General features: G+C 36.0%; 20 protein-coding genes. 17 read left to right on the forward strand and 3 right to left on the reverse strand.

Annotation, left to right across the window (positions count from 1 at the left end):
• Positions 1-427 precede the first annotated feature (427 nt).
• From B5D12_RS08885 to B5D12_RS08910, 6 genes are all read left to right on the forward strand, one after another.
• Positions 428-1,516 carry an ABC transporter ATP-binding protein gene (locus B5D12_RS08885; protein WP_078756489.1) on the forward strand — a complete coding sequence of 363 codons (1,089 nt, stop codon included), beginning with the start codon at positions 428-430 and terminating at the stop codon, positions 1,514-1,516.
• Between the two features lie 10 nt (positions 1,517-1,526).
• Positions 1,527-2,345 carry an ABC transporter permease gene (locus B5D12_RS08890; protein WP_078756490.1) on the forward strand — a complete coding sequence of 273 codons (819 nt, stop codon included), beginning with the start codon at positions 1,527-1,529 and terminating at the stop codon, positions 2,343-2,345.
• Positions 2,338-3,147: an ABC transporter permease gene (locus B5D12_RS08895; protein WP_234982955.1), complete on the forward strand. Its 810-nt coding sequence runs from the start codon at positions 2,338-2,340 to the stop codon at positions 3,145-3,147. Before B5D12_RS08890 ends, B5D12_RS08895 begins: the two co-directional genes overlap by 8 nt.
• Positions 3,148-4,218 carry an ABC transporter substrate-binding protein gene (locus B5D12_RS08900; RefSeq protein WP_078756491.1) on the forward strand — a complete coding sequence of 357 codons (1,071 nt, stop codon included), beginning with the start codon at positions 3,148-3,150 and terminating at the stop codon, positions 4,216-4,218.
• 1,266 nt (positions 4,219-5,484) lie between these two features.
• Positions 5,485-7,287 carry a glutamine--fructose-6-phosphate transaminase (isomerizing) gene (gene glmS, locus B5D12_RS08905; RefSeq protein ID WP_078756492.1) on the forward strand — a complete coding sequence of 601 codons (1,803 nt, stop codon included), beginning with the start codon at positions 5,485-5,487 and terminating at the stop codon, positions 7,285-7,287.
• Positions 7,288-7,547: 260 nt separating this feature from the next.
• Positions 7,548-7,844, forward strand: a complete 297-nt coding sequence (locus B5D12_RS08910; protein ID WP_078756493.1) for a lactococcin 972 family bacteriocin — start codon at positions 7,548-7,550, stop codon at positions 7,842-7,844.
• 165 nt (positions 7,845-8,009) lie between these two features.
• Here B5D12_RS08910 and B5D12_RS08915 read toward each other — a convergent pair whose 3' ends face one another.
• Positions 8,010-8,471, reverse strand: coding sequence for a hypothetical protein (locus B5D12_RS08915; protein WP_078756494.1), 462 nt, complete (start codon positions 8,469-8,471; stop codon positions 8,010-8,012).
• 164 nt (positions 8,472-8,635) lie between these two features.
• Between B5D12_RS08915 and B5D12_RS08920 the strand changes: the two genes are divergently transcribed.
• The 7 genes from B5D12_RS08920 to B5D12_RS08950 all read left to right on the forward strand — a co-directional run bounded on the left by B5D12_RS08920 (position 8,636) and on the right by B5D12_RS08950 (position 17,022).
• The gene (locus tag B5D12_RS08920; RefSeq protein WP_078756495.1) at positions 8,636-9,322 is read left to right on the forward strand and encodes a YggS family pyridoxal phosphate-dependent enzyme; all 687 of its coding nucleotides are present in this window, start codon (positions 8,636-8,638) and stop codon (positions 9,320-9,322) included.
• Complete coding sequence (locus tag B5D12_RS08925) at positions 9,315-9,749, forward strand: gamma-glutamylcyclotransferase family protein (RefSeq protein WP_200803020.1); 435 nt, start codon at positions 9,315-9,317, stop codon at positions 9,747-9,749. The genes B5D12_RS08920 and B5D12_RS08925 overlap by 8 nt, the downstream gene beginning before the upstream one ends.
• Positions 9,750-9,950: 201 nt before the next feature.
• Positions 9,951-11,480 carry a helicase HerA-like domain-containing protein gene (locus tag B5D12_RS08930; protein ID WP_078756497.1) on the forward strand — a complete coding sequence of 510 codons (1,530 nt, stop codon included), beginning with the start codon at positions 9,951-9,953 and terminating at the stop codon, positions 11,478-11,480.
• A 613-nt stretch (positions 11,481-12,093) separates the two neighbouring features.
• A complete protein-coding gene (locus B5D12_RS08935) occupies positions 12,094-13,434 on the forward strand; it encodes an MATE family efflux transporter (protein ID WP_078756498.1) in 1,341 nt (446 codons plus the stop codon).
• A gap of 184 nt (positions 13,435-13,618) precedes the next feature.
• Positions 13,619-14,605 carry an aromatic acid exporter family protein gene (locus tag B5D12_RS08940; protein WP_078756499.1) on the forward strand — a complete coding sequence of 329 codons (987 nt, stop codon included), beginning with the start codon at positions 13,619-13,621 and terminating at the stop codon, positions 14,603-14,605.
• A 98-nt stretch (positions 14,606-14,703) separates the two neighbouring features.
• On the forward strand, positions 14,704-16,281 hold the full coding sequence (locus B5D12_RS08945; protein ID WP_078756500.1) for an ABC transporter substrate-binding protein/permease: 1,578 nt from the start codon (positions 14,704-14,706) through the stop codon (positions 16,279-16,281).
• A gap of 3 nt (positions 16,282-16,284) precedes the next feature.
• Positions 16,285-17,022: an amino acid ABC transporter ATP-binding protein gene (locus tag B5D12_RS08950; protein ID WP_078756501.1), complete on the forward strand. Its 738-nt coding sequence runs from the start codon at positions 16,285-16,287 to the stop codon at positions 17,020-17,022.
• 438 nt (positions 17,023-17,460) lie between these two features.
• Here B5D12_RS08950 and B5D12_RS08955 read toward each other — a convergent pair whose 3' ends face one another.
• Positions 17,461-18,501, reverse strand: a complete 1,041-nt coding sequence (locus B5D12_RS08955) for a threonine aldolase family protein (RefSeq protein WP_078756502.1) — start codon at positions 18,499-18,501, stop codon at positions 17,461-17,463.
• A gap of 297 nt (positions 18,502-18,798) precedes the next feature.
• A complete protein-coding gene (uvrC, locus tag B5D12_RS08960) occupies positions 18,799-20,700 on the reverse strand; it encodes an excinuclease ABC subunit UvrC (RefSeq protein ID WP_078756503.1) in 1,902 nt (633 codons plus the stop codon).
• Positions 20,701-20,836: 136 nt separating this feature from the next.
• On the opposite strand from uvrC, the gene B5D12_RS08965 reads away from it, so the two are divergent.
• The 4 genes from B5D12_RS08965 (at position 20,837) to B5D12_RS08980 (ending at position 26,320) form a co-directional block, all read left to right on the forward strand.
• Complete coding sequence (locus B5D12_RS08965; RefSeq protein ID WP_078756504.1) at positions 20,837-22,555, forward strand: M3 family oligoendopeptidase; 1,719 nt, start codon at positions 20,837-20,839, stop codon at positions 22,553-22,555.
• 320 nt (positions 22,556-22,875) lie between these two features.
• On the forward strand, positions 22,876-23,988 hold the full coding sequence (gene ald / locus B5D12_RS08970) for an alanine dehydrogenase (protein ID WP_078756505.1): 1,113 nt from the start codon (positions 22,876-22,878) through the stop codon (positions 23,986-23,988).
• 162 nt (positions 23,989-24,150) lie between these two features.
• Complete coding sequence (locus B5D12_RS08975) at positions 24,151-25,071, forward strand: peptidase U32 family protein (RefSeq protein WP_078756506.1); 921 nt, start codon at positions 24,151-24,153, stop codon at positions 25,069-25,071.
• A gap of 10 nt (positions 25,072-25,081) precedes the next feature.
• Positions 25,082-26,320, forward strand: coding sequence for a peptidase U32 family protein (locus tag B5D12_RS08980; protein WP_078756507.1), 1,239 nt, complete (start codon positions 25,082-25,084; stop codon positions 26,318-26,320).
• Positions 26,321-26,996: the final 676 nt, after the last annotated feature.

Raw genomic sequence — 26,996 nt, forward strand, 5'->3', positions numbered from 1 at the left:
CGCAGTGGTTGAGTGGTCTCAATCTGCGTCTTAATGACTTGCTTGAGACCTACTCAACTTTGCGGGGGTGGACAGACAAAGCGAAAATCATTCGATTTTCTACTTTTGGTCCACTCCCAACTTTGCGGGGGTGGACAGACGAAGCGAAAATCATTTGATTTTCTACTTTTGGTCCACTCCCAACTTTGCGGGGGTGGGCAGACGAAGCGAAAATTATTTAATTTTCTACTTCTTGCCCACTCCCTTATTTTTTATATAAAATAAGAAGTAGGCTTAAAATATTTAACTTGCAATTTAATAAAGGGATAAAGATTGAATCAATAAGATAGGTTATTAAACACAAATAAATAACTTTGTGAAAAGATATTGTCTAAGAAAAATATTATGCTATAATTCATTTTGAATGCTGAAATAAAGGAGTGTTGAAATGCAAACAAATCATACAGTCATACTTGAAAATGTCACAAAATCCTATGGTGATACTCAGGTTTTGAAGCAAATTGATATGGAACTAGAAAAAGGAAAGTTCTATACGCTATTAGGTCCTTCGGGTTGTGGAAAGACCACGATTTTACGAATCATTGCTGGTTTTGCGGAAGCGACTACTGGTAAGGTTTATTTGGAGGGAAAGGAAGTCACTGAGATTCCAGCTAATAAACGCAAAGTAAATACCGTTTTCCAAGATTACGCATTGTTCCCTCATATGAATGTATTTGATAATATTGCATTCGGCCTTACGATGAAAAAAATGGATAAAGCTACCATTGAAACGAAAGTAAAAGAAGCGTTAAAAATGGTACGATTAGAAGGATATGAAAATCGTGACATTCAAGAAATGTCGGGAGGACAAAGACAAAGGGTAGCGATTGCCCGCGCTTTAGTCAATGAACCAGAAGTTTTATTATTAGATGAACCTCTTTCTGCTTTAGACTTAAAATTACGTACCGATATGCAGTATGAATTACGTGAATTACAACAACGATTGAATATTACGTTTGTTTTTGTTACTCATGATCAAGAAGAAGCCTTAGCCATGTCTGATTGGATTTTTGTAATGGATAAAGGTGAAATCGTACAATCAGGTACGCCTTCAGATATTTATGATGAGCCAATTAATCGCTATGTAGCCGATTTTATTGGTGAAAGTAATATTATTAATGCACGAATGATTGAAGACTATCGTGTTGCTTTTGTTGGTAAAGAATTTGAATGTGAAGATGCCGGAATTCCAAGCGGTGAAGCAGTTGAAGTTGTGATTCGACCTGAGGATATTGATGTGGTAGCTCCTGAAAAAGGAAAGTTAGTGGCCCATGTTGATACGATGTTATTTAGAGGAATGTTTAATGAAGTTATTGCCTATGATGACGCAGGGAATGAATGGATGATTCATACAACAAAGAAAGTAGAACCGGGAGCGGTAATTGGCTTGTTTTTCGAACCAGATCAAATCCATGTTATGCGTTTTAATGAAACAGAAGAAGAATTTGATGCCCGTTTAGAACAATATGAAGATTAGGAGGAAGTAAATGAATCAAAAGAAGAATCATTTATTGGCAATTCCATATTATTTATGGATACTACTCTTTGTCATCGCACCGATTATTTTGTTACTGTTCAAGTCATTTTTTGATATTAATGGCCATTTCACTTTTCAAAATTATATTAATTTCTTTACCTCAGGTAACTATATTCGCATGGCTTTGTCTTCTTTCTTCTATGCGTTTTTAGTGACCTTGGTAACCTTTTTAATGGCGTATCCAATGGCATATTTTTTAACCAAAACTAAAAACAAACAATTGTGGTTATTGTTAATTATTTTGCCGACTTGGATTAATTTATTACTTAAAACATATGCTTTTATTGGTTTATTAGGTCAAACGGGACCGATTAATCATTGGTTACAGAATTTTGGTTTTGGTCGTCAACAATTACTATTCACTAATGTGGCCTTTTTAATTGTTGCTGCCTATATTGAATTACCGTTTATGATGTTACCGATTTTTAACTCGATTGATGAAATTCCTAATTCATTAATGGAAGCGAGTAATGACTTAGGAGCGACACCGTGGGAGACTTTAAAACGAGTGGTATTCCCTTTATCTATGCGTGGGGTTCGAAGTGGGGTACAAGCAGTCTTTATTCCATCCCTGTCGCTTTTCATGTTAACACGTTTAATTGGAGGCAATCGGGTTATTACATTAGGGACGGCGGTGGAACAACATTTCTTAGTGACTCAAAATTGGGGCATGGGTTCGGCTATTGGGGTTATCTTGTTAATTTCAATGGTCTTGGTAATGTATATAACACGTGAGCGCCGTGATCAAGGAGGTGCTATGGGTGAGTAATCGTCGTTTTAAATGGCAAAATTTATATATCGTTGTAATGTTTCTTATTTTATATGCGCCAATCTTTTATTTAATTATGTATTCTTTTAATGAAGGTGGCGATATGACAGGCTTTACCGGCTTTACCTTAGAGCATTATCAGACATTATTTCAAGATACAAGATTGATGACTTTTATTATTAATACCTTTATTGTGGCGATACTTTCTGCCTTAATTGCTACCATTATTGGGACTTTTGGTGCGATTGCTATCTACTTTAATCGTAGTAAAAACCAACGTAATACGATTTTGAATCTGAATAATGTGTTAATGGTAACACCTGATGTTATGATGGGGGCTAGCTTTTTAATTTTATTCTCTATTTTAATTCCTGTGCAAATGGGGTTTGGAACAGTATTAATTGCACATATTGCGTTTAATATACCGATTGTAGTCTTAATGGTGTTACCACGTTTATATGAGATGAATCCTTCAATGCTTACGGCAGCTCAAGATTTAGGTGCTACTCATGGTCAAACTGTGCGTCATATTATCTTACCAAGTATTAGTAGTGGTATATTTGCCGGGTTCTTTATGGCTTTTACCTATTCACTAGATGATTTTGCCGTGACATTCTTTTTGACTGGTAATGGCTTTAGTACACTATCGGTTGAAGTGTATTCAAGAGCACGTACAGGTATTAGTTTAGAAATTAATGCTTTGAGTGCCTTGATGTTCTTATTAGCGTTGGCATTAGTTGTGGGATATTATTTCATCCAAATGAGTGAACAAAAACGTCGTAAAGCGAAAGGGGCGAAGTAGATGAAAAAATTACTTAATGCAGTGTTAGCCCTATTATTAGCAGTTGGCGTGTTATTTTTCCTTCGTCACCGCTTAGAAGCAAGTAGTGGTATGACGGGTGGTAATACCATTGTCTTTTATAACTGGGGAGATTATATTGATCCAGACTTGATTTCCGAATTTGAAGAGGAAACGGGTTATCGTATTATTTATGAGACTTTTGATTCTAATGAAGCGATGTTTTCTAAAGTTCAACAAGGTGGTACTACTTATGATATTTTAGTGCCAAGTGAATATATGATTGAGCAGTTAATGGAAAATGATATGTTACAGCCTTTAAATTATGATTTATTGCCTAATGTCAAGAATATTGATAGTCGTTTTATGGATTTATCATTCGATCCGGATAATAAATATTCAGTGCCTTATTTCTGGGGTACTTTAGGAATTGTTTATGATCCTAATAAAGTGGGTCGCGAGATTCATCATTGGGATGATTTATGGGCTGATGATTTAAGAAATAAAATTTTATTAATTGATGGGGCTCGTGAAGTGCTAGGCATTGGGTTACAATCGCTTGGTTTTTCACTAAATGATACCGATGAGACGGCGTTAACTGTGGCGACTGCAAAGATGAAAGCTTTAATGCCGAATGTGATTGCTTTAGCGGCTGATGAAATTAAAATGCATTTAGTGCAAGATGAAGCGCCAATTGGTGTGACGTTCTCAGGTGAAGCGGCGATGGCGATGGAGGAAAATGAAGATCTTGTATATGTTGTTCCGGAAGAAGGTTCTAATATTTGGTTCGATAATATTGTGATTCCTAAAAATGCTAAAAATGTAGAAGGAGCACATGCTTTAATTGACTTTTTAAACCGTCCAGAGATTGCGGCGCGTAATGCAGAGTATATTGGTTATTCAACTCCGAATAAGGCTGCGTTTGATTTGTTAGATCCAGAAATCACATCGGATGAAGCTTTCTATCCAAGTGATGATACGATTAGCCATTTAGAAGTCTATGCTAATTTAGGCCAAGAAAGTTTAATTCATTTTAATGATTTGTATTTAGAGATTAAAATGGAACCAAGATAGTTTTATTGCAAGAACTTCCTCACTTTATGAGTGGGGAGTTTTTTTGATTGATGAGAAATTGCTAGGATTGATTTATTTGTTAGAAATGGCTAAGAATGATTTTTTGTTAGTTTATTATATTTTAAGAGTAATGTTTGAATTTCTTATTTCGTTAGTGAATTGTTATTAAAGAGCAATGAAAAATTTTTGTTAGTTTATTATCATTGAAGAGTAATGGGACCGTCTTTCGGTTTTCTTCGAAGAACCTCCAGACTTGATTTTCTGAGGCGCTGTAAGAACTATAGTTCAACAGCGCTCATGCGAAAATACATCCTAGTCATTACTAATGATAATAAACTAACGTTTAATCATTCATAAAAAAAGAGAAAGAGAGATTTTTAAGAGGTTGAAATTTTCCTCACGAAAAATTTCTGTTGATGCCTTTCACCTTCGGGAAAGGTAGGATGTAGATTGCGGATTTATAAGACGGTAGCTAATTGTGATCAAAGAGCAATGGCACCGTCTTTCTGTTCACTTCGTGGAACATACAGACTTAAATTCTTGAGGTTTTCTAATTCACTAAAGTGAAAAGAAAACTCATGCAGAATTTATGCTTAACATTGCTAATAACAATTCACTAACTTATTATTTTGCTAAACGTTACTAATATAGACTCACAAACTAACATTTATCATTCATAGAAAAAGAGAAAGAGAGATTTTTAAGAGGTTGAAATTTTCCTCATGAAAAATTTCTGCTGATGCCTTTCACCTTCGGGAAAGGTGTGACGGAGTTAGTAGAGATGGCTGATTTAAAGTGTTTCTATTTTGGTGATTAAATACTTGGCAGTAGCTGATGTGATTGTTGCATTGGTTTGAAACTGAGGAATGTTACGTGCGATAAATTGGGTAATCTTATTATAATTTTATATAGACGAAATTTAAGCAAATAAAGGGCTCAACTTTTAGGCCTTTTATTCTATCTTGCAGTCAAATATGAAAATCATCATATAAACCTTGTGAATTAGGACGCGTGTTCTTGACATTTTTATGAAAAAAAGGGTAAAATAAAAAAGCTTTTAGAAAATAACTTGTAGGAGGATAAAAATAATATTGGATAGCGCCAGGCCTGAAAAGGTGACGAGGATTGAACTTATCGAAAGATTCGGCGGATGGTTCAAGGCTGTGTAGTCTACAGTGTTTCTACAAAGAATAACCGAAAGGTTCTCACAAAAAGAAACACAACACCTAAAAGCAATATAAATTGATATAAAAAGGAGATATTTATATGTGTGGTGTAGTAGGTTTTGTTGGTAATGGTAAAGTACAAGAATTTTTGATTAATGGGTTAGAAAAATTAGAATACCGTGGTTATGATTCAGCTGGTATTTATGTAAAAGATGAAACTCATAATGGTTTATTTAAAGAGGTAGGTCGTATTGCAGATTTAAAAGCAACTGTTGATTTTGATTTGCCGGCTTCAATTGGGATTGGTCATACACGTTGGGCTACTCATGGTCCTGCAACAGTGGAAAATGCCCATCCTCATACTTCACCAAATGGACGTTTCGTTTTAGTTCATAACGGTGTAATTGAAAACTATACTCAAATCAAAGAACAATATTTAGCTGATGTTAATTTTTATTCAGATACTGATACAGAAGTAGCGGTAGCTTTAGTTGAACATTTCTCAAATGAAGGTATAGACACTAAAGCTGCTTTCTTAAAAGCTTTATCAGTTATTGAAGGTTCTTATGCTTTCAGTTTAATTGATAATGAAGATCCTGATACTTTATATGCAGCAAAAAATAAAAGTCCATTATTAGTCGGATTAGGAGAAGGATTTAACTTAATCTGTTCTGACGCGATGGCTGCGATTCAAATGACTAACCAATATTTAGAAATCCATGATAAAGAATTAGTGACTTTAACTGAAAATCATGTGCAAATCGAAAAATATTCTGGTGAAGTGGTTAATCGTCAACCATTTATTGCAGAATTAGATGCGGATGATTTAGAAAAAGGTACTTATCCTTTCTATATGATTAAAGAAATCGATGAGCAGCCAACGGTAATTCGTCGTTTAATTTCTGAGTATACGAATGCAGAAGATCAATTTGAAATTGAACCTGAATTAAAAGCTGATTTATTAAATGCGGACCGTATTCATATCGTGGCATGTGGTACAAGTTACAATGCAGGTTGGGTAGGTAAATCTGTAATTGAAAAATTAACGAAAACGCCAGTTGAAGTTCATTTAGCAAGTGAATTTAGTTATGATATTCCATTATTAGGGGACAAACCATTCTTTATTTTCTTAACTCAAAGTGGTGAAACGGCTGATAGTCGTCAAGCATTAGTTAAAGTCAATGAATTAGGTTACCATTCATTAACAATCACCAATGTTAAAGGTTCCACTTTATCACGTGAAGCAACTTATACAATGTTATTATATGCTGGACCAGAAATTGCTGTAGCTTCTACCAAAGCTTATACAGCACAAATTGCGGTTATGTCAATTATTGCAGAAGCGATGCGTGTAGAACGTAATTTACCTGCTTTATTCGATATGCATCAAGAATTAAGTAAAATTGCAGCGATTATGGAAGGTGTCTTATCAGAAAAATCGATGTTAGAAGAGTGGGTTCAAAATAATTTAATTGAAAATCGCAATGCTTTCTACATTGGACGTTTATCTGATTACTATGTTTCTATGGAAGCTGCATTGAAATTAAAAGAGATTTCATACATCCAAACAGAAGCTTTCGCTTCAGGAGAATTAAAACATGGTACCATCGCTTTAATTGAAGAAGGGGTACCTGTCATGGCTTTAATTAGTAATCCAGCTGTGGCGGCTCATACACGTGGTAACGTGGAAGAAGTTAAAGCGCGTGGAGCCAAAGCAATTGTCATTTGTACTGAAGAAGTAGCCAACGAAGATGACTTCTTTATTTTACCAAATATGCCAACATTATTAGCACCTTTAGGTGTTGTGGTAGTAACACAATTATTGGCTTATTATACAGCTTTACATAGAGGCTTAGACGTTGACAAACCACGTAACTTAGCAAAATCAGTTACCGTTGAATAATCATCTTTTGAATAATTAGTATCAAATCCCATCTTGACTTAAAAAGTCGAGGTGGGATTTTTTGGGCAAATAAATTATGGGACTATGAATGGGGATATTTAAATTAAAATACAAAACATTAAAACAATATTTACTTCGATAAATAAAAATAAATTTTCTATCGATAAAGCGTTTGCAAAAAAACAACACGATGGTATAATTTTTCTAAGTTAACTGAGCAGTAATTTTTAATAAGTGATAATATGGGAGCAAGGATAAAAATGGTAAAATTGGTAAAACGAATGGGAATTTATTTTTCCGTTTTAATGTTAGCCTCTCCGATGATAGTTTATGCTGCTCCTCAGTACGTTGATGGTGGTACTTGGAATTATGGTGTTTGTCATACATTGAATTGTGGGTATTCTGATTACCTACATCCAACACGATACCATAGTTCTACTGTAATTCATCCAACTAAAGGGTCAAATTATGCTGAAGCCTACACCGGAAATTGGGCACAAGCCAAGGTGTACAATATTCCGCCTACAGGTATGTCGTATTATTATAATGTATATTAGTTGACAGTGAATTACTGTTCTGTGACTTTATTCCGGAGGTATTAAGATGAAACTAACTAAATATTTTATTTTACTATTATGAAAGCCTCCCTCATTCTCAAAAGAGAGTGAAGGAGGCTTTATTGGATTATACTTTGCCTTGGATATTTTTAGCTAGTGACAAGATTAGCGTGGCATTTGCTTGATTTCACTTAATTTAATAATCGGTGCACCTTTTTCAGTGTAAACGAAGTCGCGTACTTTTTGGGCATCAGCCATCGTGACAATCAGTCGATCACGATAGGGTTCAGCTAATTCATCGAATAAATATAAATCGTCTCGTAAGTTATTTTGTTTGCGAAGTGAATTGATTTCGCCATCAGTTTTTAGTTTATACTTAAGCGATGGCAGACTACCTGATATTTGGCGTTGTTCAATACGATAATAATAGTTATCATCACCATAATAAATTTCTAAAGCGCCAGTGTTGGTACGGACATGTTTGACATCTTTGTACTTTTCTTTATGGATTTCCCACCAAGTTTCAATGCCTTTAATCGCTTGTTCTTCAGTTGGATAACTGCCGTGTTCTTTTTTTAATTTATCACGGCGATTAACCCAATAATTTGTATAAACTGTCTGAGTCATAGAATCCTTCCTTCCAATAAGTTTTACTAAATCTATTATAACTTAAATTGCTTTATTTAGAAAACGTTTTACACATTAATTAGAATGAATAGTATGGTATACTGTGATAAGTGATAGAATAAACGAACTAAATTTTTACTTAATAGTGATAGGATGGGAACTAGATGAATTTGGAACAATTAAGGCAAAATCAGCATATGATTGAACGCGTCATTAATAGTCATAAAAATTTAGGTCAAGTGGCAACATTAGTGGCGGTTACAAAAACAGTAGGGACTGAAATGATGGAAGCTTTATATGAAAATGGGATTCGTCATTTTGGTGAGAATCGTCCGAATGTTTTTGTGGAAAAATATCGTCAATTAACACATTTAGATAAGGCGGTATGGCATTATATTGGTAATTTACAGACAAGACAGGTTAAGGATGTCATTAACGAGATCGATTATTTACATTCTTTAGACCGTCCTTCATTAGCCAAAGAAATTCAAAAACGTGCGCAATCTGTCGTCAATTGCTTTGTACAAGTAAACGTTAGTGGGGAAGCTTCTAAAAGTGGCTTTAAACCTGAAGAAGTAGTTGAATGGATTGAGAGTATTGCCGATTATCATCATATCCGTGTCGTAGGTTTAATGACGATGGCACCGATTAATGCCACTGAAGCGGCATTACGTCAGTATTTTGGTGAACTAAAACAATTACAAACTCAAATTGAAAAAATGGGATGGTTACATGCACCGTGTACGGAATTAAGTATGGGAATGTCTCAAGATTATGAGATAGCAGTCGAAGAAGGCGCGACTTTCGTTAGAGTAGGAACAGCATTTTTTGAAGGGGTGTATGATGAGTAAAATTTATTTAGCATATGGTAGTAATATGAGTGTGGAACAAATGGCTCATCGTTGTCCTGAAGCAAAATTGTTAGAGGTGTCGGTGTTACCTGGATTCCGCTTGGCCTTCACAGGGGCGCCTAATCGTTCCTATGCAACTATCCAAAAAGATGACACGCGTCAAGTTCCCGTTTTATTATGGGAAATTTCACAGACTGATGAAGCGAGTTTAGACCGTTATGAAAATTATCCTAATTTTTATGAAAAGGCTGAAATTGAATTAAACGGCCAAACGGTCATGTATTATTATATGGTTAAACAATATGGCTTAGGTTTACCTTCCGAAGAATATTACAATATTATCGCAGCGGCCTATGATAAATTTGATTTCGATAAAACAATCTTGGAAAGGGCGCTTAAAGAAAGTCAGAATGTTATAAAATCATAATTGATTAAACCTTTTGCCTAAAGTGGAGTGAGGTGAAACGACAAAAGTTGGCTTTTAAGCTAACTTTTTAACTCACTACATCGGCGAAAGGTTTTTATTATGACTAGCTGAATATTTTTCTAGTAGACAAGATTTTTATATATTTAATTTGCATTAATTATGGTACGATATATTTATCATACTTGAAGGAGCGTGCGCACAATGGTGGAAACAATTCAATTTGGTTACGGTAAAGAGTCAGCTACACTTAACTTAAAATTATTAAATCGTCATGGTATTATTGCGGGTGCAACGGGTACTGGGAAAACAGTTACGTTAAAGGTGATTACTGAGCAATTAAGTGAAGCAGGTATACCAGTCTTTTTAGCTGATATCAAAGGAGATTTAATGAGCCTTGCCCAAGCCGGTACGGGTGAGGTTGATCCAGAACGCTTAGCCGCTACTCATTACGATCATTATGAAACGGCTGAGTATCGTGTAGAATTATGGGATGCTTTATCAAAACAGGGTATCCCATTAAGGATGACTATCTCGGAAATTGGTCCCGTTTTATTAGCGCGTATTTTAGGTTTGAATGAGATTCAAACAGGTATACTGAATATTGTTTTTGCCGTTTCGGATGCGCAAGGTTTATTATTAATTGACTTGATGGACTTACGGGCAATGTTAAACTATGTTTTGGAGAACGCGAGTGAATTAAGTAAACACTATGGTAATATCGCTTCTTCGTCAGTAGGGGCTATTTTACGTTCCATTGTGGTATTGGAACAACAAGGAGCAGGAGCTTTTTTTGGTGAGCCAGCCTTAGAACTAGAAGATTTAATGCGCGTAGATAGTCAAGGACACGGGATTATTAATGTGTTAAATGCTGTAGCATTGAGCCAACAGCCTACTTTATATGCGACGGTTTTATTAGCAGTTTTAGCAAATCTTTATGAATCATTACCAGAAGTTGGGGACTTAGATAAACCTAAATTAGTCTTTTTCTTTGATGAAGCGCATTTAATGTTTAATAAGACACCAGAAGTATTATTAGAAAAAATAGAGTTAGTAGTTCGATTAATTCGTTCAAAAGGGGTAGCGGTCTTTTTTGTCACTCAAAATCCATTGGATATCCCAGATCGAGTGGCTGCTCAATTAGGCAATAGAATTCAACATGGACTACGAGCATTTACGCCAAAAGAGTTAAAAACAGTAGCAGCTGTTGCTGATAGTTTCCGTCAAACAGAAACGGTCGATATGGCTCGTGCAATCCAAGAGCTAAAAGTGGGTCAAGCAGTTGTCTCAACTTTAGATCAAGATGGTACACCTAAAGTAGCGGATATCGTGACGATTTGGCCACCGAAAAGTCATATAGGGACAATCGATAGTTCGACATTAAATAGTTTATTGAATAATTCAGAATTAATGTCTAAATATGAAACTCCGATTGATCGCGAAAGTGCCCATGAAATGATTAATGCTCAAATAGCAGCCAAAGAACAAGCTTTATTAGCAGAAGCAGAACGAGTAGCCAATGAAAAAGAAATGGAACGTTTGAAAAAAGAACAAGAACGTTTGATGAAAGAACAAGCTCAAGCCGCTAAAAAGCAGGTTGCTAAACCTAATAGTAGTTATCGTCGTAGTGATTCACCAATGGATCGTTTAACCAAAAATTTAATGAGTTCAGTGGGGCGTGAATTAGGACGAGCGATATCACGTGGTTTAACTGGTATCTTAAAAAATAAATAATGCTGGTATGGGCAAGCAGTAGAATAACTCAGGAATTTTCGCTTTGTCTGTTGACTCCGCGCACAGTTGGGCATTGGCAAGCAACAGAAAATGAGAAGATTTTGATTTGCCTGTTCCCCAGCGCACAGTTGGTAGTAGACCAGAAGTAGAAAATTGAATGATTTTCGTTTCGTCTGCGCATGACCACACAGGTGATGGGTAATAAAATGGTTACAAAATGTAAAGGGTTATGACTCAACCACTGCGCAATTAATTAACGAACAATAATCTTAACTAAGTTTATCAAGTTTATGCCCGGCCTTAATGCCTTATTTCTTTGAGACGGAGTTTGATAGCACTTAACCACTGCGCTTATCGTTAATGAATAATACTTGATTGAATTTATAAAGTGTTTGGCCAGTCACAATATACAATTTAATGCGCCTTATAAGGTCGTTTGTAACGGTCTAATAAGGCGCGTTTTAAATGATGATAGTTAATGAAATGATAATCGCTTTAGCTTTGAATAGATGAAAATACAAAATTTTCCTTGAAACAATTTGCAATATTCCATTGTAATTAAATTAAAACATCTGTATACTACACAGAGTTGAAAAGAGAAAGGGGTAAACAAATGAAAAATGATATGACCAGTGGCAATCCACTTTCAAAAGTTATTTTATTTTCTATTCCATTAATTATTGGGAATGTCTTTCAGTTATTATATAATATGGCCGATACTTTTATCGTTGGTCGAACTATGGGAGTTGAAGCACTGGCTGGAATAGGAGCAGCGGGTAGTGTCTCATTTCTTATTTTAGGATTTACCCAAGGGTTTGCAGCGGGGTTGTCCATTCCGGTTGCGCAAGCGTATGGTGCTAGAGACTATCATAAATTGCAACGCAGTGTGTTCTTGAATTGGGTGCTGTCGGTCTTGGTATCAGCAGTTTTAACGATCATCAGTTTAGTTGTTTTAAGACCCTTATTGGAATTTATGAATACACCAAGTAATATTATTGAACATACTTATGATTATTTAGTGATTGTCTTTGGCTTTATGATTATTACTGTCTTCTACAATATGCTAAATAATATGATGCGTTCCTTAGGAAATAGTCGCACGCCTTTGTACTTTTTAATTGTTGCTGCAATTATTAATATTATTCTGGACTATGTCTTTATCATTTACTTTGGTTTAGGGGTAGGAGGAACCGCGATTGCAACGGTAACCTCTCAATTCGTATCGGTATTATTATGTTTATGGGCGATTCAACGTAGCATGCCCATCCTTCGTTTACGAGTCAATGTTGGGATTAAGAAGGAAGAATTATGGTATCATGTTCAAATTGCTTTACCAATGGCCTTTCAGTCATCAATTATCGCTTTAGGAACAATTGCTGTTTCAATGGCCTTAAATATATTAGGTGCTGAGGCAGTAGCAAGTTTTGCGGCAGCGGGTAAGATTGACCAAGTCGTGATTTTAATTTTAATGTCATTTGGCGTTTCGATGGCCACTTATGTAGGACAAAACTTTGGTGCGAAAAAATTTGACCGGATTCGTGATGGTGTGCGCTCAGTAGCGATATTATCTGTCATCGTGGCGATTATTTTAGGGGCAGTATTGTTTGTGTTCGGAAAAGATTTTGTTGCGTTCTTTGTTAAAGGTGATGATCTTTCACAAATAATCGCTTATGGTGATACTTACTTTAAAGTGAATGGTCCTTTATATTGGGTCTTAAGTTTACTGTTTATTTACCGCTATACTTTACAAGGATTGGGAGATAGTAGAATCCCGACATTTGCTGGCTTTATGGAGTTAATAATGCGGGTCGCTGCTGCCTTTATGTTAGGAGATTTAATAGGTTTTACTGGTTTAGCATTATCTAGTCCACTAGCTTGGATTGGTTCAGCAGTTCCTTTGATGTACACTTACTTAAAACGTAAAGATCATCTCGATTTAATGAAAGCCATCTAATGCTATTGTTTTGCCCAATTATCCGACACAGTTTTGTCAGTATATATAAAGAAATATAACCTCCGTCAGATTTTAGCCAATGATGGAGGTTTTCGTAATTATTTAACATATTTTCATAAAAATCAAAAAGTAATCATGAAAATTTGTTATACTATGATTATCTATTTTTAGGGGAGTAGAAAATATGAAATTAGGGGAACGTACATTAAAGATTGTCGTTGCAACGATTTTGGCCGTTATTCTTGCACAATGGTTACAATTGGAAAATAGTTATGCTGCTGGCATTATTGCGATACTGAGTTTATTAGATACACGAACCGATACGTTAAAGATTGCGATTTCGCGACTTTCAGCGACAATGATTGCTTTCGCAATTGCATGGTTATTATTTAGTTTTATGGGCTATAGTATCTGGGTATTTGGTCTATATTTACTATTTTTTATTCCAATTTGTTACACCTTTGGTTTTCAAGCAGGGATTGCACCGGTATCTGTGTTAGTGACACATTTTATCGTTGCTAAAAGTGTGGGGATTGAATGGATGATTAATGGCGGGCTGTTAATGATCATTGGCACCGGGATGTCATTATTACTCAATGTATGGATGCCGTCACAGATGACGAAGCTAAATCAAATGAAACTGAATGTTGATCGTGAAATGAAGGAGATTATTAAAGGGATGGCAGTCAGTTTAAAAATGGTTCAATGTGACGTTACAGCCATTCAAAGAAGAAGTAAAGAATTGGAAGTATATTTGGAACAAGCACAACAAATAGCTTTACTCGAATATAATAATCAAATTTTCCAAAAAAATAGTTATCATATTGATTATTTAACAATGCGTAAAACGCAATTAGATATTTTACGCGGATTAATTGAGATGTTGCCAAATATTCCTTTAGCAGTTGACCAAGGGTTTAAATTATCACATTTACTTGCGATTACTGCAGAACATTATGATGAGCAAAATACAGTAATAGAGTTAATTGAAGGCGTGGCCGATTTATATCGATATTCTCGTCAATCACAATTACCTCAATCAAGAGCGGAATTTGAGGCACGAGCGATGATCTATGCATTCTTAATTGAGTTTAGTCGTTTCTTAGAAGTAAAATATGAGTTTTATCAAATGAATCAAGATATTATCGCGATAGACTCAGCACGAGATTAAAATTTAATAAGTTTTTTGTTAAGAAGCCTTAATATTAAATTGATTTTTTAGAGTCTGCTTGTTATAATTCTTTAGGTGAATAGAGAAGAGGTAGAAAGATGTTAAAGAAATTTAGAGCGATTTTATTGTTAATAATATCGATATTTTTAGTAGCTTGTAGTCAGGAAGAAACAATGACTTCCACCAAACCTCCTTTATTAGTAGGGATGGAAGCAGGGTATCCGCCATATAACTGGACCCAATCAAATAATAGTAATGATGCAGTTCGTATTCAAGATTCCCAAGATTATGCCAATGGTTATGATGTACAAATCGCGCGTAAAATTGGTGAAGCATTAGACCGGGAAATAATTATCGTTAAAACAGAATGGGAAGGTTTATTACCAGCAATTCAATCTGAAAAAATTGATTTGATTATTGCTGGGATGTCTCCTACACCTGATCGAAAAGAAGTGATTGATTTCTCAGACTCCTATTATGATGTGCAATTCGCAATGGTAACCAAGAAAGATTCACCTTATGCACAAGCAAAATCAATCGAGGATTTTGGTGGAGCTGTGGTGACAGGTCAATTAGGGACTTTGCATTATGATTTATTAAATCAAATTCCGAATGCAACGGTTGATCAAGCGATGAAGAGTTTCTCTGCGATGCGAGTAGCTTTACAATCCGGAAAAATTGATGCCTATGTATCTGAAATACCTGAGGCTATTTCAGCCACGGATGCAATTTCTCAATTTACTTATGTAGTGCCAGAACCTTCATTTGAAGTTTCAGAAGAAGATGTGCAAATTGGCATTGGGGTTAAAAAGGGTCGTGAAGAATTATTAACACAAGTTAATGAAGTCTTAGCTGATATTTCCACTGAAGAACGTGCAGAAATTATGAACCAAGCGATTAAAGAACAACCATCCACTGGTGAATCGGATTTTTTTGGTAATGTTTGGAATATCTTTAAAGCAAACTGGCCAGCATACTTACGTGGTACCATTAATACGTTGGTTATATCTTTAACGGGTACTATCATTGGTTTATTAATTGGATTGTTAGTCGGGATTGTGCGTACGATTCCTAAAGCTAAAACAAAATTACAAAATGGCCTATTAAAATTTGCTAATTGGTTCTTAAATGCTTATATTAGTATTTTCCGTGGAACGCCAATGATTGTTCAAGCGATGGTTGTATACTACGGAACATCTATTTTATGGAATTGGAATTTAACACCATTGAGTGCTGCCTTCTTTATTGTCTCGATCAATACGGGGGCTTATATTTCCGAAGTCGTACGTGGTGGTATTTTATCGATTGATAAAGGACAATTTGAAGCCGCACGAGCGATTGGGATGAGCCATTGGCAAACAATGAAGGAAGTCGTCATGCCACAAGTAATTCGTAATATTTTACCGTCAGTAGGGAATGAATTTGTGATTAACGTTAAGGATACTTCAGTCTTGAACGTTATTTCAGTCAATGAATTGTATTTTACTTCAAGTACCATTGCTGGTAATAGTTTCCGATATTTCGAAACATTCGTCATTACGGCCATTATTTATTTTGTCTTAACAGTCACCATCACGGCCATTTTGCGTGCGATTGAAAATAAAATGGATGGGCCAAAAGAGTTTGTCTTAGTTGGTGGTAACCAAGAACAAGTCAAAACATTAAAAGGAGAATAGCAAATGACAGCAATTTTAAAAGTGAATCATTTAAGTAAATCCTTTGGTGAACGTGAAGTCTTAAAAGACATCCATTTTGAAGTTGAAAAAGGGGAAGTAGTGACCATCATTGGTTCATCTGGTTCTGGTAAGTCGACTTTATTACGCTGTTTAAATTTACTGGAAGAACCAAGTGGTGGTGAAATCATTTATCGTGATGAAAATGTTTTAGGCCCTAAATATGATGTTAACGCGTACCGTACGCACTTCGGAATGGTCTTTCAATCATTTAACTTATTTAATAACTTAAATGTATTAGAAAACTGTACGGTAGGACCTTTAAAAGTATTGAAGGAGCATCCTGCTGATGTAGAAAAACGTGCCAAAGAGTTTTTAAAACAAGTAGGGATGGATAGTTTTATCAATGCGCGTCCAAGTCAATTGTCTGGTGGTCAAAAACAAAGGGTAGCGATTGCAAGAGCATTAACGATGCAACCTGATGTCTTATTATTTGATGAACCGACATCGGCATTAGACCCCGAGATGGTAGGCGAAGTTTTGCGTGTGATGCAAGAATTAGCTCATACCGGCTTAACGATGATTATCGTTACCCATGAGATGGAATTCGCTCGTGAAGTGAGTGACCGAGTCGTCTTTATGGACTCTGGCGTGATTGCCGAAGTCGCTCATCCAGAAGAATTATTCACCAATCCAAAAGAAGAAAGAACTAAACAATTTTTAGAGAGATATTTACGTCATTAAGGGCGAAAGTTTTAACTACATTTTAAGTTGAGGGGCTATATTAATAATATCAAGTGACATCCTCATCTCTCTCCCATAACAATTAATTGTCACTTGAGATACACATAACATTTACCGACAGTTCTCTTCCCATGGGCTGTTGGTTTTTATATATGAGAGGGAGTGGGCAAGAAGTAGAAAATTAAATAATTTTCGCTTCGTCTGCCCACCCCCGCACAGTTGAGTAGGTCGCAAATAAGTCGTTAAGACGCCATTTGAGACCACTCAACCACTGCGCTATTAACTAATGAACAATAATCTTAACTAAATTTATCAAGTTTATGCCCAGCCTCTAAATGTACATTGCTATTTGGTGGAATAAAAAAATACTGGCCTATGATGATTCAATTAGCTCATTAAGCTGTTGAACGAATAGGGGGCAGTATTATTTATTTTGTATTATAGTTCGTAATGAGGTAAAAGTTCTTTTAATTGATCAATATCCTCTTGAGTCGTTGACCAACTAGTAGCAAATCGAATGACGATATGATTTTCATCAAGGGTTTCCCAAAAACCAGTCGTTACAATTTCAGCAATTTTTTGATAATGATCTTTAGTAACAACAACGAATTGTTGATTAGTTGGGGAAGCTAAGTAAAATGGATAATTTTTCTCTCGTAAAATAACTTTTAATTGCTCCGCCATATCGATAGCATGTTCTCCTAATTTGAAGTATAAATCATTCGTAAAGAGTGCATCAAACTGAACACTTAGCAAACGACCTTTAGCAAGCATAGCACCAAATTGTTTAACGCGAGTATTGAAACGTTTTGGCATATTGTTTTTTGTGAAAACAACGGCTTCACCGGCTAAAGCGCCGACTTTGGTACCTCCAATATAAAAGACATCGACTAATTTTGCGAGAGTAGCCAAGTCAACGTCAGTATCATTTGAAGCTAAACCATAAGCCAAACGAGCTCCATCGACAAATAGAGGAATGTCAAATTCTTTACAGAGAGCAGATAGTTCTTCTAATTCTGCTTTTGAATATAAAGTACCGTATTCCGTTGGATGTGAAATATATAGCATTCCAGGGTAAACCATGTGTTCTTGATTACTATCAGCATAGAAAAATTCAATTAATTGGCGAACGTCTTGCGCGTTTAATTTACCTTCATATTGAGGGACAGTTAAGACTTTATGTTCAGAATGTTCAATGGCTCCGGCTTCATGCACGGCAATATGACCGGTATCGGCGGCAATTACCCCTTCGTAAGGCATTAACATCGTATCAATCACAATTTTATTAGTTTGAGTCCCGCCTGTTAATAAATAAACTTCCGCATCTTCTAATTGGCAGGCTTGTTTAATTTTTTTGCTAGCTGATTCAGTGTAGGGATCTGTCCCATATCCAGCTAATGGTTCGAGATTAGTTTTGACTAATGCCTCTAATACTGTTGGATGTGCTCCTAATATATAATCACTTTGAAAATATAACAATTATATCCCTCATTCCTTAAATTTGGTGTTATTATATCAAGTATTTTTGGTAAATACTAGTTTTTCTCTTTATCATTTATTTCTATTTTCTTTACTTTCGTAATTGCAAATTTACAATTTCGTCATCGCCAAAATGTTATTTAATCTGAGTTTCCAGATAATTAATTGAGGCTGGGTGTAAACTTGATAAATTTAGTCAGGTTATTATTCGTTAATTAAAAGCGCAGTGGTTGAGTGGACCAGAAGTAGAAAATTGAATGATTTTCTATTTCTGGTCCACTCCCAATTTTAAGACCTTTACTTAGTCGCCTTATCGTTCGCTTCTTTAGTTTCAATCACTTCGTTGACTGTAGCAGCTTCAATCGCTTCGTTGACTGCAACAGCTTTATTGGCTTCATCTGGATTTAACGTTAAGACAATGCGTTCGGCTGTTTTACTAGGAATCCCTAATGAACGAATTTCTTCTACACTCGCTAGTTTAACTTTATCTAGTGATTTAAAATGTTTTAAAAGTTTAGTACGGGTCGCAGGACCGACACCTTCAATTTGTTGTAGTTGAGAAGCGATTTGGCTTTTACTACGAACTTGTCGATGATAACTAATGGCGTAGCGGTGAACTTCTTCTTGAACGCGTTGAATAAAATGAAACACTTGACTTCTAGGATCAACATCCAATACTTCTTCCGTGTAGCCATCCATTATCGCTGCTGTCTTATGATGGTCATCTTTGACCATGCCGGCAACGGGAATCGCTAAGCCCAGTTCGTTTTCAATGACGTCACGGGCAGCTCTAATTTGAATTTTTCCTCCATCCATTAACACTAAATCGGGTAGGGGAGCATTTTCTTTTAAGAGTCTGGTGTAACGGCGGCGAATGACTTCTTGTGTCGAAGCAAATTCATTGCTGCCTTCAACGGTTTTAATTTTGTATTTACGATATTGTTTGCGGTCGGGTTTACCATCGGTATAAACCACCATACCACTTACCGCATTGGTTCCTAAAATATTCGAATGGTCAAAGGCTTCAATTTTATAAGCTTGTGGAATCTTTAATAATTGAGCTAAATCTTCAACCGCTTTGGTGGTTTTTAATTCTCGCATTTCAATTAAACGGAATTTTTCATCTAAGGCAATTTTACTGTTTTTCTCACATAACTCTAACATACTGCGTTTTTTGCCTCGCAATGGAGTCGAAACGGGCAGTTCTAATACTTCTTCCAGTAATTCTTTGTCAATGTCACTCGGAACTAATACTGCACGCGGTTTCATTTGCGATTGTTCTTTGTAGAAGCGGGCGATGAAGGTCGTCACTTCTTCTTCAGGTTCAGCGTAGCTTGGAAAAATTGCAGCTTCTCGTTTTAAAATAGAACCTTGTCTTAACATAAAAACTTGAACCGATAGCCATCCCTTATCTAAGGTATAGCCAAAGACATCCATATTATCATAGTCTTGACTCATCACCGTTTGGCGTTCAATCGTGGTCTCAATATATTTTAATTGGTCGCGGTAATCTGCTGCCACTTCAAATTCTAATTTTTCGGCTGCTTCAGCCATTTTAACTTTTAAGTCTTGTTTAATATCATTCACATTGCCATTAAAAAACTGTTTAATTTTATTAATTTGGGCTGCGTATTCTTCTCTGGACACTTCATGATCACAAGGGCCAATACATTGTCCTAAATGATAATAGAAGCAAGCGCGTTTTTCATTTTTACCGCAGCGACGTAAGGGATAAACCTTGTGTAAAAGTTGTTGAGTGCTTGTGGCCGCACCCACATTAGGAAACGGTCCAAAATAAGTAGCACCATCTTTACCTACAATATTGGTTAGAATTAATTGCGGATGACGCTCATTAGTAATTTTGAGATAGGGATACATCGTCCCTTCTTTCAATTTAATATTATAAATAGGCTGATACTTTTGAATCAGATTGATTTCAAGTAGTAGCGCTTCTTTATTACTATTAGTTACGATAGTCTCAAAGTGGTGAATATCGGCTACTAATTTAGTTGTTTTCGTATCATGAGCGCCTCTAAAATAAGAACGAACTCGATTTTTTAAGTTTTTAGCTTTCCCGACATAGATGATTTGGTCATTTTTATCTTTCATTAGATAACAACCAGGAAGGTCAGGCAGTAAAGTTAATTTTTGTTCAATGCGATCGCGAATTTCTTTCGCACTTAGTTCTTGTTCACTCAAGATCGTCAACTCCTTTCGTGCACTTATCTATTATACTCTATCCCACTTTAAAGCGCTAATTGATTGTTTAAATCCTACCCGAATTATACTAGAATATGCTATAATTGTTCTATTATCTTAAGAAGAGAGTGATACAATGAAATTTAATGACTATCCATATGAACGTCCTAATTTGGACCAAGTAAAAACAGAGTTTATGCAACTCGTTACTGCTTTAAAAGACAGTGAGACAGCTGAAGCGGCTTATGAGGCCGTGCGTGGGATTCAAAAAATTCAAAACACAATTGATACCCAATATAACTTAGCTCTTATTCGTAATTCCATTGACACACGTGATAAGTTCTATGAAGCAGAAACTAGTTTTTGGGATGAAAATATGCCCGTTATTAGTGAATGGGTCAATGATTTTTATCGTGCGATTTTTGATTCGCAATTTTTAGCTGATTTAAAAAAGAAAGTACCCGCAACTTTTTTCCAATTAGCTGAAAATAGTTTAAAAACATTCGATGTGAAAGTAATTCCTTTATTACAACAAGAGAATAAATTATCAACAGAATATTCTAAATTAATTGCTTCAGCTGAGATTGAATATAAAGGTCAAACTTATAATTTATCGGGTATGAGTCCTTTTACCCAATCAACAAATCGCCAAGAACGTCGTGAAGCAACTGTTTTAGTGAGTGAATTCTTTGAGAAAAATCGTGATGAATTTGATCGCTTATATGATGAATTAGTGAAAACACGTGATGCGATTGCGAAGGCATTAGGATTTAATGATTTTGTTGAATTGGGCTATTTGCGTATGAATCGCTTAGACTACAATCGTAAAGATGTTGAAATCTATCGTCAAGAAGTTTTAAAACATGTCGTACCATTAGTATCAAAATTATATCAACGTCAACAACAACGATTAGGGTTAGATGTGTTGAAATCCTATGACCTAAGTTTTGAGTTTGAAGACGGTAATGCTAAACCTAAAGGAACACCGGAAGAAATTTTAGCCAATGGTGTCAAAATGTACGATGAATTGTCACCAGAAACCGGTGAATTCATTGACTTTATGGTGGAAAAAGAATTATTGGATTTAGTCACTAAACCTGGTAAACAAAGTGGTGGTTATTGTACTTATATTCCAGATTTTGAGTCACCGTTTATTTTTTCTAATTTTAATGGTACTTCAGGCGACGTGGATGTTTTAACGCACGAAGCGGGACATGCTTTTCAAGTCTATTCTTCTCGTTGGATTGAGACGCCAGAAGTGGTATGGCCGACTTATGAGTCGTGTGAGATTCATTCGATGAGTATGGAATTTTTTGCCTATCCTTGGATGGAACTATTCTTTGAAGAACAAACCTTGAAATACAAATATAGTCATTTGTTTGGCACTTTATCATTTCTACCATATGGTGTATTAGTCGATCATTATCAACATGAAGTATATGAGCATCCAGAAATGACACCTGCACAAAGACGTGCCACTTGGAGAAAACTGGAAAAAATGTACAATCCTTGGAAAGACTATGATGGCATTGAACTATTAGAAGAAGGTGGCTTCTGGTTCCGTCAAGGCCATATCTTTAATTCGCCATTCTATTATATTGATTATACACTGGCGCAAGTATGTGCTTTACAATTTTGGAAACGAAGTCAAGTGGATCAAGATCCTAAAGCGTGGGATGATTATTTAGCGATTTGTCGAATCGGTGGTACTCAAAGTTTCAAACAAATTGTGAATAGCGCCAACTTATTGTCACCATTTGAAGCGGGAAGCTTAAGTGGGATTGTTAAGGAAGCGGACCGTTATTTAGAAAATATTGCGGAAGCGGACTTAGTAACGCCATCAGATGATCAATAATTGTGCTTAGCACCTTATTGCTTTTCAGCTACTGACAATATATTCTTATTATAAAATAGTAGACCAGTTAAATTAATTCTTTGCAGAAGAAGTTGACAACAGTGGTTAAAATTTGTGGTTAACAGCCAAATTTTTAAGCTAGATAATCCATTAAATAGACATAGGGGCGACGGATGTTAAGCTAATTATATGTTAATTTCACACTGATTATTAAGGTTTTTTGGTAAAACACACCGATTTTATTCGAAATTTAAACCATATTATTTTTATCTTCGTCCTTTTTATGTTATATTAAGGACATATGAGGAGGAATTTAACTTATGATTATAGGATTACCAAGAGAATTGAAGGCAAGTGAAGACCGAGTTGGTTTAACGCCAGCGAACGTTAGTGAATTAGTGAATGCTGGGCATCAAGTCTTAGTCGAAACCAATGCTGGAGATGGATCTGGCTTTTCAGATGAGGAATACACGAAAGCAGGAGCGGAAATTAAAGCTACTGCAGCAGAAGTGTGGAAAGCTGAAATGGTGATTAAGGTAAAAGAGCCTCTTAAAGAAGAATTTGATTATTTCTATGAAGGTTTAATTTTATTTGCTTATTTACATTTAGCACCAGAGCTAGAATTAACACAAGCTCTATTAGACAAAGGAGTTATTGCGGTTGCTTATGAAACAATGGCTCATGAAGGAACATTACCTTTATTAATGCCAATGTCAGAAGTTGCTGGACGTATGGCTGTACAAATTGGGGCAAATTTCCTTGAGAAAAATAACGGTGGACCTGGTATTTTACTAGGTGGTGTTCCAGGCGTTCGTCGTGCGAATGTAACGATTATTGGTGGGGGAGTTGTTGGTCTAAACAGTGCTCAATTAGCTTATGGTTTAGGTGCAAATGTTACGATTTTAGATGTGAACCCACAACGTTTGGCAGAATTAGAACAAATTTTAGGCCATGGTGTGCAAACATTAATGTCAAATGAAACCAATATTCATCGAGCAGTAGTGGATTCAGATGTTGTAATTGGATCTGTCTTAATTGCTGGTCGTCGTGCACCAGTGTTAGTAAAAGAAGAAACAATTAAACAGATGCGTGAAGGTTCTGTCTTAATTGATATCGCCGTTGACCAAGGTGGTAACTTTGAAACAACTAGCCATGCAACGACACATAAAGATCCAACCTATGTAAAACATGGTGTGATTCACTATGCTGTTGCGAACATCCCAGGTGCGGTTCCAAGAACATCGACCATCGCATTAACGAATGCAACCTTACGTTATGCGAAACAAATTGCTGGTAGTGGAATTGAAGAAGCATCTCTTAAAAATGAAACTATCATGACGGGTATCAATACTTACCGTGGTAAATTAACATCTAAAGCAGTCGCAGACTCACAAGATAAAGAATTTACGAGTATTTTAGACTTAATTAAATAGAGAGCTTTTATCTTAAAGCATGGGGCAAGAAGTATGAAACACTTATGTTTCGACTTCTTGCTCATTTTTTGCATACAAATTATTATAAAAAATATTTATCAATAGAACAGTTTATGATAGAATAGAGTGGTATTATTATTTTTTATAAGAGGAGGCAAGGAAATGGTTGAACTGATTGCAACAGTTGAGTCACTCCAACAAGCTGAAAACCTATTAAATGCAGGGGTAGATATTCTCTATTTTGGTGAGGACCAATTTGGATTGAGGTTACCTTACTCCTTTACTCGTGAAGAGCAACAAGAGTTAGTGGCTTTAGCTCATCTGAAAGGTAAAAAAGTGAGTATTGCGGTGAATGCAATCTTTCATAATGAAGGAATTGAAAAAGTTCCTGAATATTTACAATTTTTAAAATCAATCAATGTGGATACGATTACAGTGGGAGACCCAGGGGTCGTTCAAATTATGAAAAATCCTGATTTATTTATACCTTATCGATATGATGCGCAAGTAATAGTGACAAGCAGTAAATCCATCAATTTCTGGGCTAAAAGAGGAGCGGTTGGTGCAGTTGTAGCTCGTGAGGTACCTCGTGATTCGTTAGAAATACTAGCTCGCGAATCATTAGTTCCGGTGGAATTTTTAGTTTATGGTGCGACTTGTATTCATCAATCTAAACGTCCACTACTGCAAAATTATTATAATTATATCGGCAAAAATGAAGCTGTGACGCGTGATCGTGGCTTATTTTTATCAGAACCACGCAAACCAGACAGTCATTATTCTATCTATCAAGATAGCAATGGCACTCATATATTTGCCAATAATGATGTCTTGTTAGCGAAACATTTACAAGACTTAGTCAATATGGGCGTCGCTCAATTCAAATTAGAAGGTATTTTCTCGCCAGGAACTAATTTTGTCAAGATTGCGCAATTATTTGTTGATGCGCGCGATCAAATCGAAGCTGGAACATTTGATGCGGAAGCCGCACAAAAATTAGAAGAAGATGTACGAACTTTACATCCAGCTAATCGTGGTCTTGATACAGGATTCTTCTTATATGAACCTGGATTTGTGAAGTAGGAGGAATAAGATGCGAACTATTACTAAAAAACCTGAAGTGTTAGCACCAGCTGGTACTTTAGAAAAATTAAAAACAGCTATTCATTATGGAGCGGATGCAGTTTTTATTGGTGGAGAGCAATTTGGATTACGCAGTCGTGCGGGGAACTTTGATTTTGATGAGATGTCAGAAGCGGTGCAATTTGCTCATAAACGTGGAGCGAAAGTATACATTACAGCTAATATGGTGACCCATGAGGGAGATGAGCAAGGAGCCGATGAATTTTTCCGTCATCTAAGAGATATTGGGATTGATGCAGTGATTGTGTCTGATACCGCTCTAATGGAAATTTGTGTGGATGCAGCGCCTGGCTTACCAATTCATTTATCCACTCAAGCCTCAGCCGCTAATTATCAAAATTTAAATTTTTGGAAAGACGAAGGCTTAGAACGAGTGGTCCTAGCGCGAGAAGTTTCCATGGAAGAAATTAATGAAATGAAAGAACGTGTCGATGTAGAAATTGAGGCTTTTATACATGGGGCAATGTGTATTTCTTATTCTGGTCGTTGTGTTCTTTCGAATCATATGGAAAACCGTGATGCTAACCGTGGTGGCTGTTGTCAGTCTTGTCGCTGGAAATATGGCTTATTTGATATCGCCGTTAATGGTGACCGTCAGATGGTGGGCGCTGGTGAAGAAGGTATTGAAGAAAAATTCTCGATGAGTTCGGTTGATTTAGCGATGATTGAGCATATTCCGGATTTATGTGAAGCAGGCGTTGATAGTTTAAAAATTGAAGGGCGCATGAAATCCATTCATTATGTATCGACTGTCGCAAATGTTTATCGTGCGGCGGTTGATGCTTATTGTGCAGATCCTGATCACTATGAATTAAAACAAGAATGGGTTGATGAATTGTGGAAAGCGGCTCAACGTGAGTTAGCCACTGGCTTCTACTACAGTACTCCTTCAGAAAATGAACAATTATTTGGTAAACGTCGTAAAATCCCTCAATATGGTTTTATTGGTCAAGTTTTAGACTATGATCCAACCACTCAAATTGCAACAATTCAACAACGTAATAATTTTAAAGTTGGTGATGATATTGAGTTTTACGGACCGGGTATGCGTCATTTTGAACAACATTTAACTGAATTATGGGATGAAGAAGATAATGCGATAGAGGTGGCTCCTCATGCCATGATGATTTGTAAAATGAAAGTTAACCAACCAGTTGAAAGATTTGATATGATTCGTAAACGAAAATAAAAGGTCGGGCATAAACTTGATAAATTTAGTTAAGATTATTGTTCCTTCATTAATTGCGCAGTGGTTGAGTGGCCTCAATCTGCGTCTTAACGACGTTAGGCATAGACTTTCTTAGTTCTTTTCAGTCATCCGTGATAATTAAAAGCGCAGTGGTTGAGTGGCCTCAAACTGCGTCTTTCGACTTGTTTGAGGTCTACTCCCAACTTTGCGGGGGTAGGCTGACGAAGCGAAAATCATTCGATTTTCTACTTCTGGTCCAATCCCCTAAAAAGCTCCCCTAGTAGCCACTTAAAAGTAAACTACTTTAGGGGAGATTTTTTGCGTTCAAATAGAAAATACTCTGTAGTAGTATTAGCTAATCCTATGCAATTCGTTGGAGTCGGACCTTTTTATAGGACCATTTTTGTTATTTGCTTTATAATCAGTCGTATCAACTCTATCTGATAGGCTATGTAGTAAAGTCCCAATAGTACCATCTGTTTCATATACAAGCTGTCAGCTAAGGAAACCTAGGTATTAATACCTAGGAGGAATTAGCGAAATAGACAGCTCTTTTTGTTGATTTTACTAGGTTATCGTTTATGTGTTCACTAAATAGATGGTATAATGTATTTAAGAGGAAAGAGGTGACAAGATGCAGTTAACGAAAACGATTAAAGTGCAATTATACCCAAGT

Source organism: Globicatella sulfidifaciens DSM 15739 (genome assembly GCF_900167405.1).
Classification (GTDB): Bacteria; Bacillota; Bacilli; order Lactobacillales; family Aerococcaceae; genus Globicatella; species Globicatella sulfidifaciens.

What these genes read in the sequence shown, in the direction of transcription:
- B5D12_RS08885 (WP_078756489.1), top strand. Translation starts at nt 428, where the DNA reads ATGCAAACAAATCATACAGTCATACTTGAAAATGTCACAAAATCCTAT.
- B5D12_RS08890 (WP_078756490.1), top strand. Translation starts at nt 1,527, where the DNA reads ATGAATCAAAAGAAGAATCATTTATTGGCAATTCCATATTATTTATGG.
- B5D12_RS08900 (WP_078756491.1), top strand. Translation starts at nt 3,148, where the DNA reads ATGAAAAAATTACTTAATGCAGTGTTAGCCCTATTATTAGCAGTTGGC.
- glmS (WP_078756492.1), top strand. Translation starts at nt 5,485, where the DNA reads ATGTGTGGTGTAGTAGGTTTTGTTGGTAATGGTAAAGTACAAGAATTT.
- B5D12_RS08910 (WP_078756493.1), top strand. Translation starts at nt 7,548, where the DNA reads ATGGTAAAATTGGTAAAACGAATGGGAATTTATTTTTCCGTTTTAATG.
- B5D12_RS08915 (WP_078756494.1), bottom strand. Translation starts at nt 8,471, where the DNA reads ATGACTCAGACAGTTTATACAAATTATTGGGTTAATCGCCGTGATAAA.
- B5D12_RS08920 (WP_078756495.1), top strand. Translation starts at nt 8,636, where the DNA reads ATGAATTTGGAACAATTAAGGCAAAATCAGCATATGATTGAACGCGTC.
- B5D12_RS08925 (WP_200803020.1), top strand. Translation starts at nt 9,315, where the DNA reads ATGAGTAAAATTTATTTAGCATATGGTAGTAATATGAGTGTGGAACAA.
- B5D12_RS08930 (WP_078756497.1), top strand. Translation starts at nt 9,951, where the DNA reads ATGGTGGAAACAATTCAATTTGGTTACGGTAAAGAGTCAGCTACACTT.
- B5D12_RS08935 (WP_078756498.1), top strand. Translation starts at nt 12,094, where the DNA reads ATGAAAAATGATATGACCAGTGGCAATCCACTTTCAAAAGTTATTTTA.
- B5D12_RS08940 (WP_078756499.1), top strand. Translation starts at nt 13,619, where the DNA reads ATGAAATTAGGGGAACGTACATTAAAGATTGTCGTTGCAACGATTTTG.
- B5D12_RS08945 (WP_078756500.1), top strand. Translation starts at nt 14,704, where the DNA reads ATGTTAAAGAAATTTAGAGCGATTTTATTGTTAATAATATCGATATTT.
- B5D12_RS08950 (WP_078756501.1), top strand. Translation starts at nt 16,285, where the DNA reads ATGACAGCAATTTTAAAAGTGAATCATTTAAGTAAATCCTTTGGTGAA.
- B5D12_RS08965 (WP_078756504.1), top strand. Translation starts at nt 20,837, where the DNA reads ATGAAATTTAATGACTATCCATATGAACGTCCTAATTTGGACCAAGTA.
- ald (WP_078756505.1), top strand. Translation starts at nt 22,876, where the DNA reads ATGATTATAGGATTACCAAGAGAATTGAAGGCAAGTGAAGACCGAGTT.
- B5D12_RS08975 (WP_078756506.1), top strand. Translation starts at nt 24,151, where the DNA reads ATGGTTGAACTGATTGCAACAGTTGAGTCACTCCAACAAGCTGAAAAC.
- B5D12_RS08980 (WP_078756507.1), top strand. Translation starts at nt 25,082, where the DNA reads ATGCGAACTATTACTAAAAAACCTGAAGTGTTAGCACCAGCTGGTACT.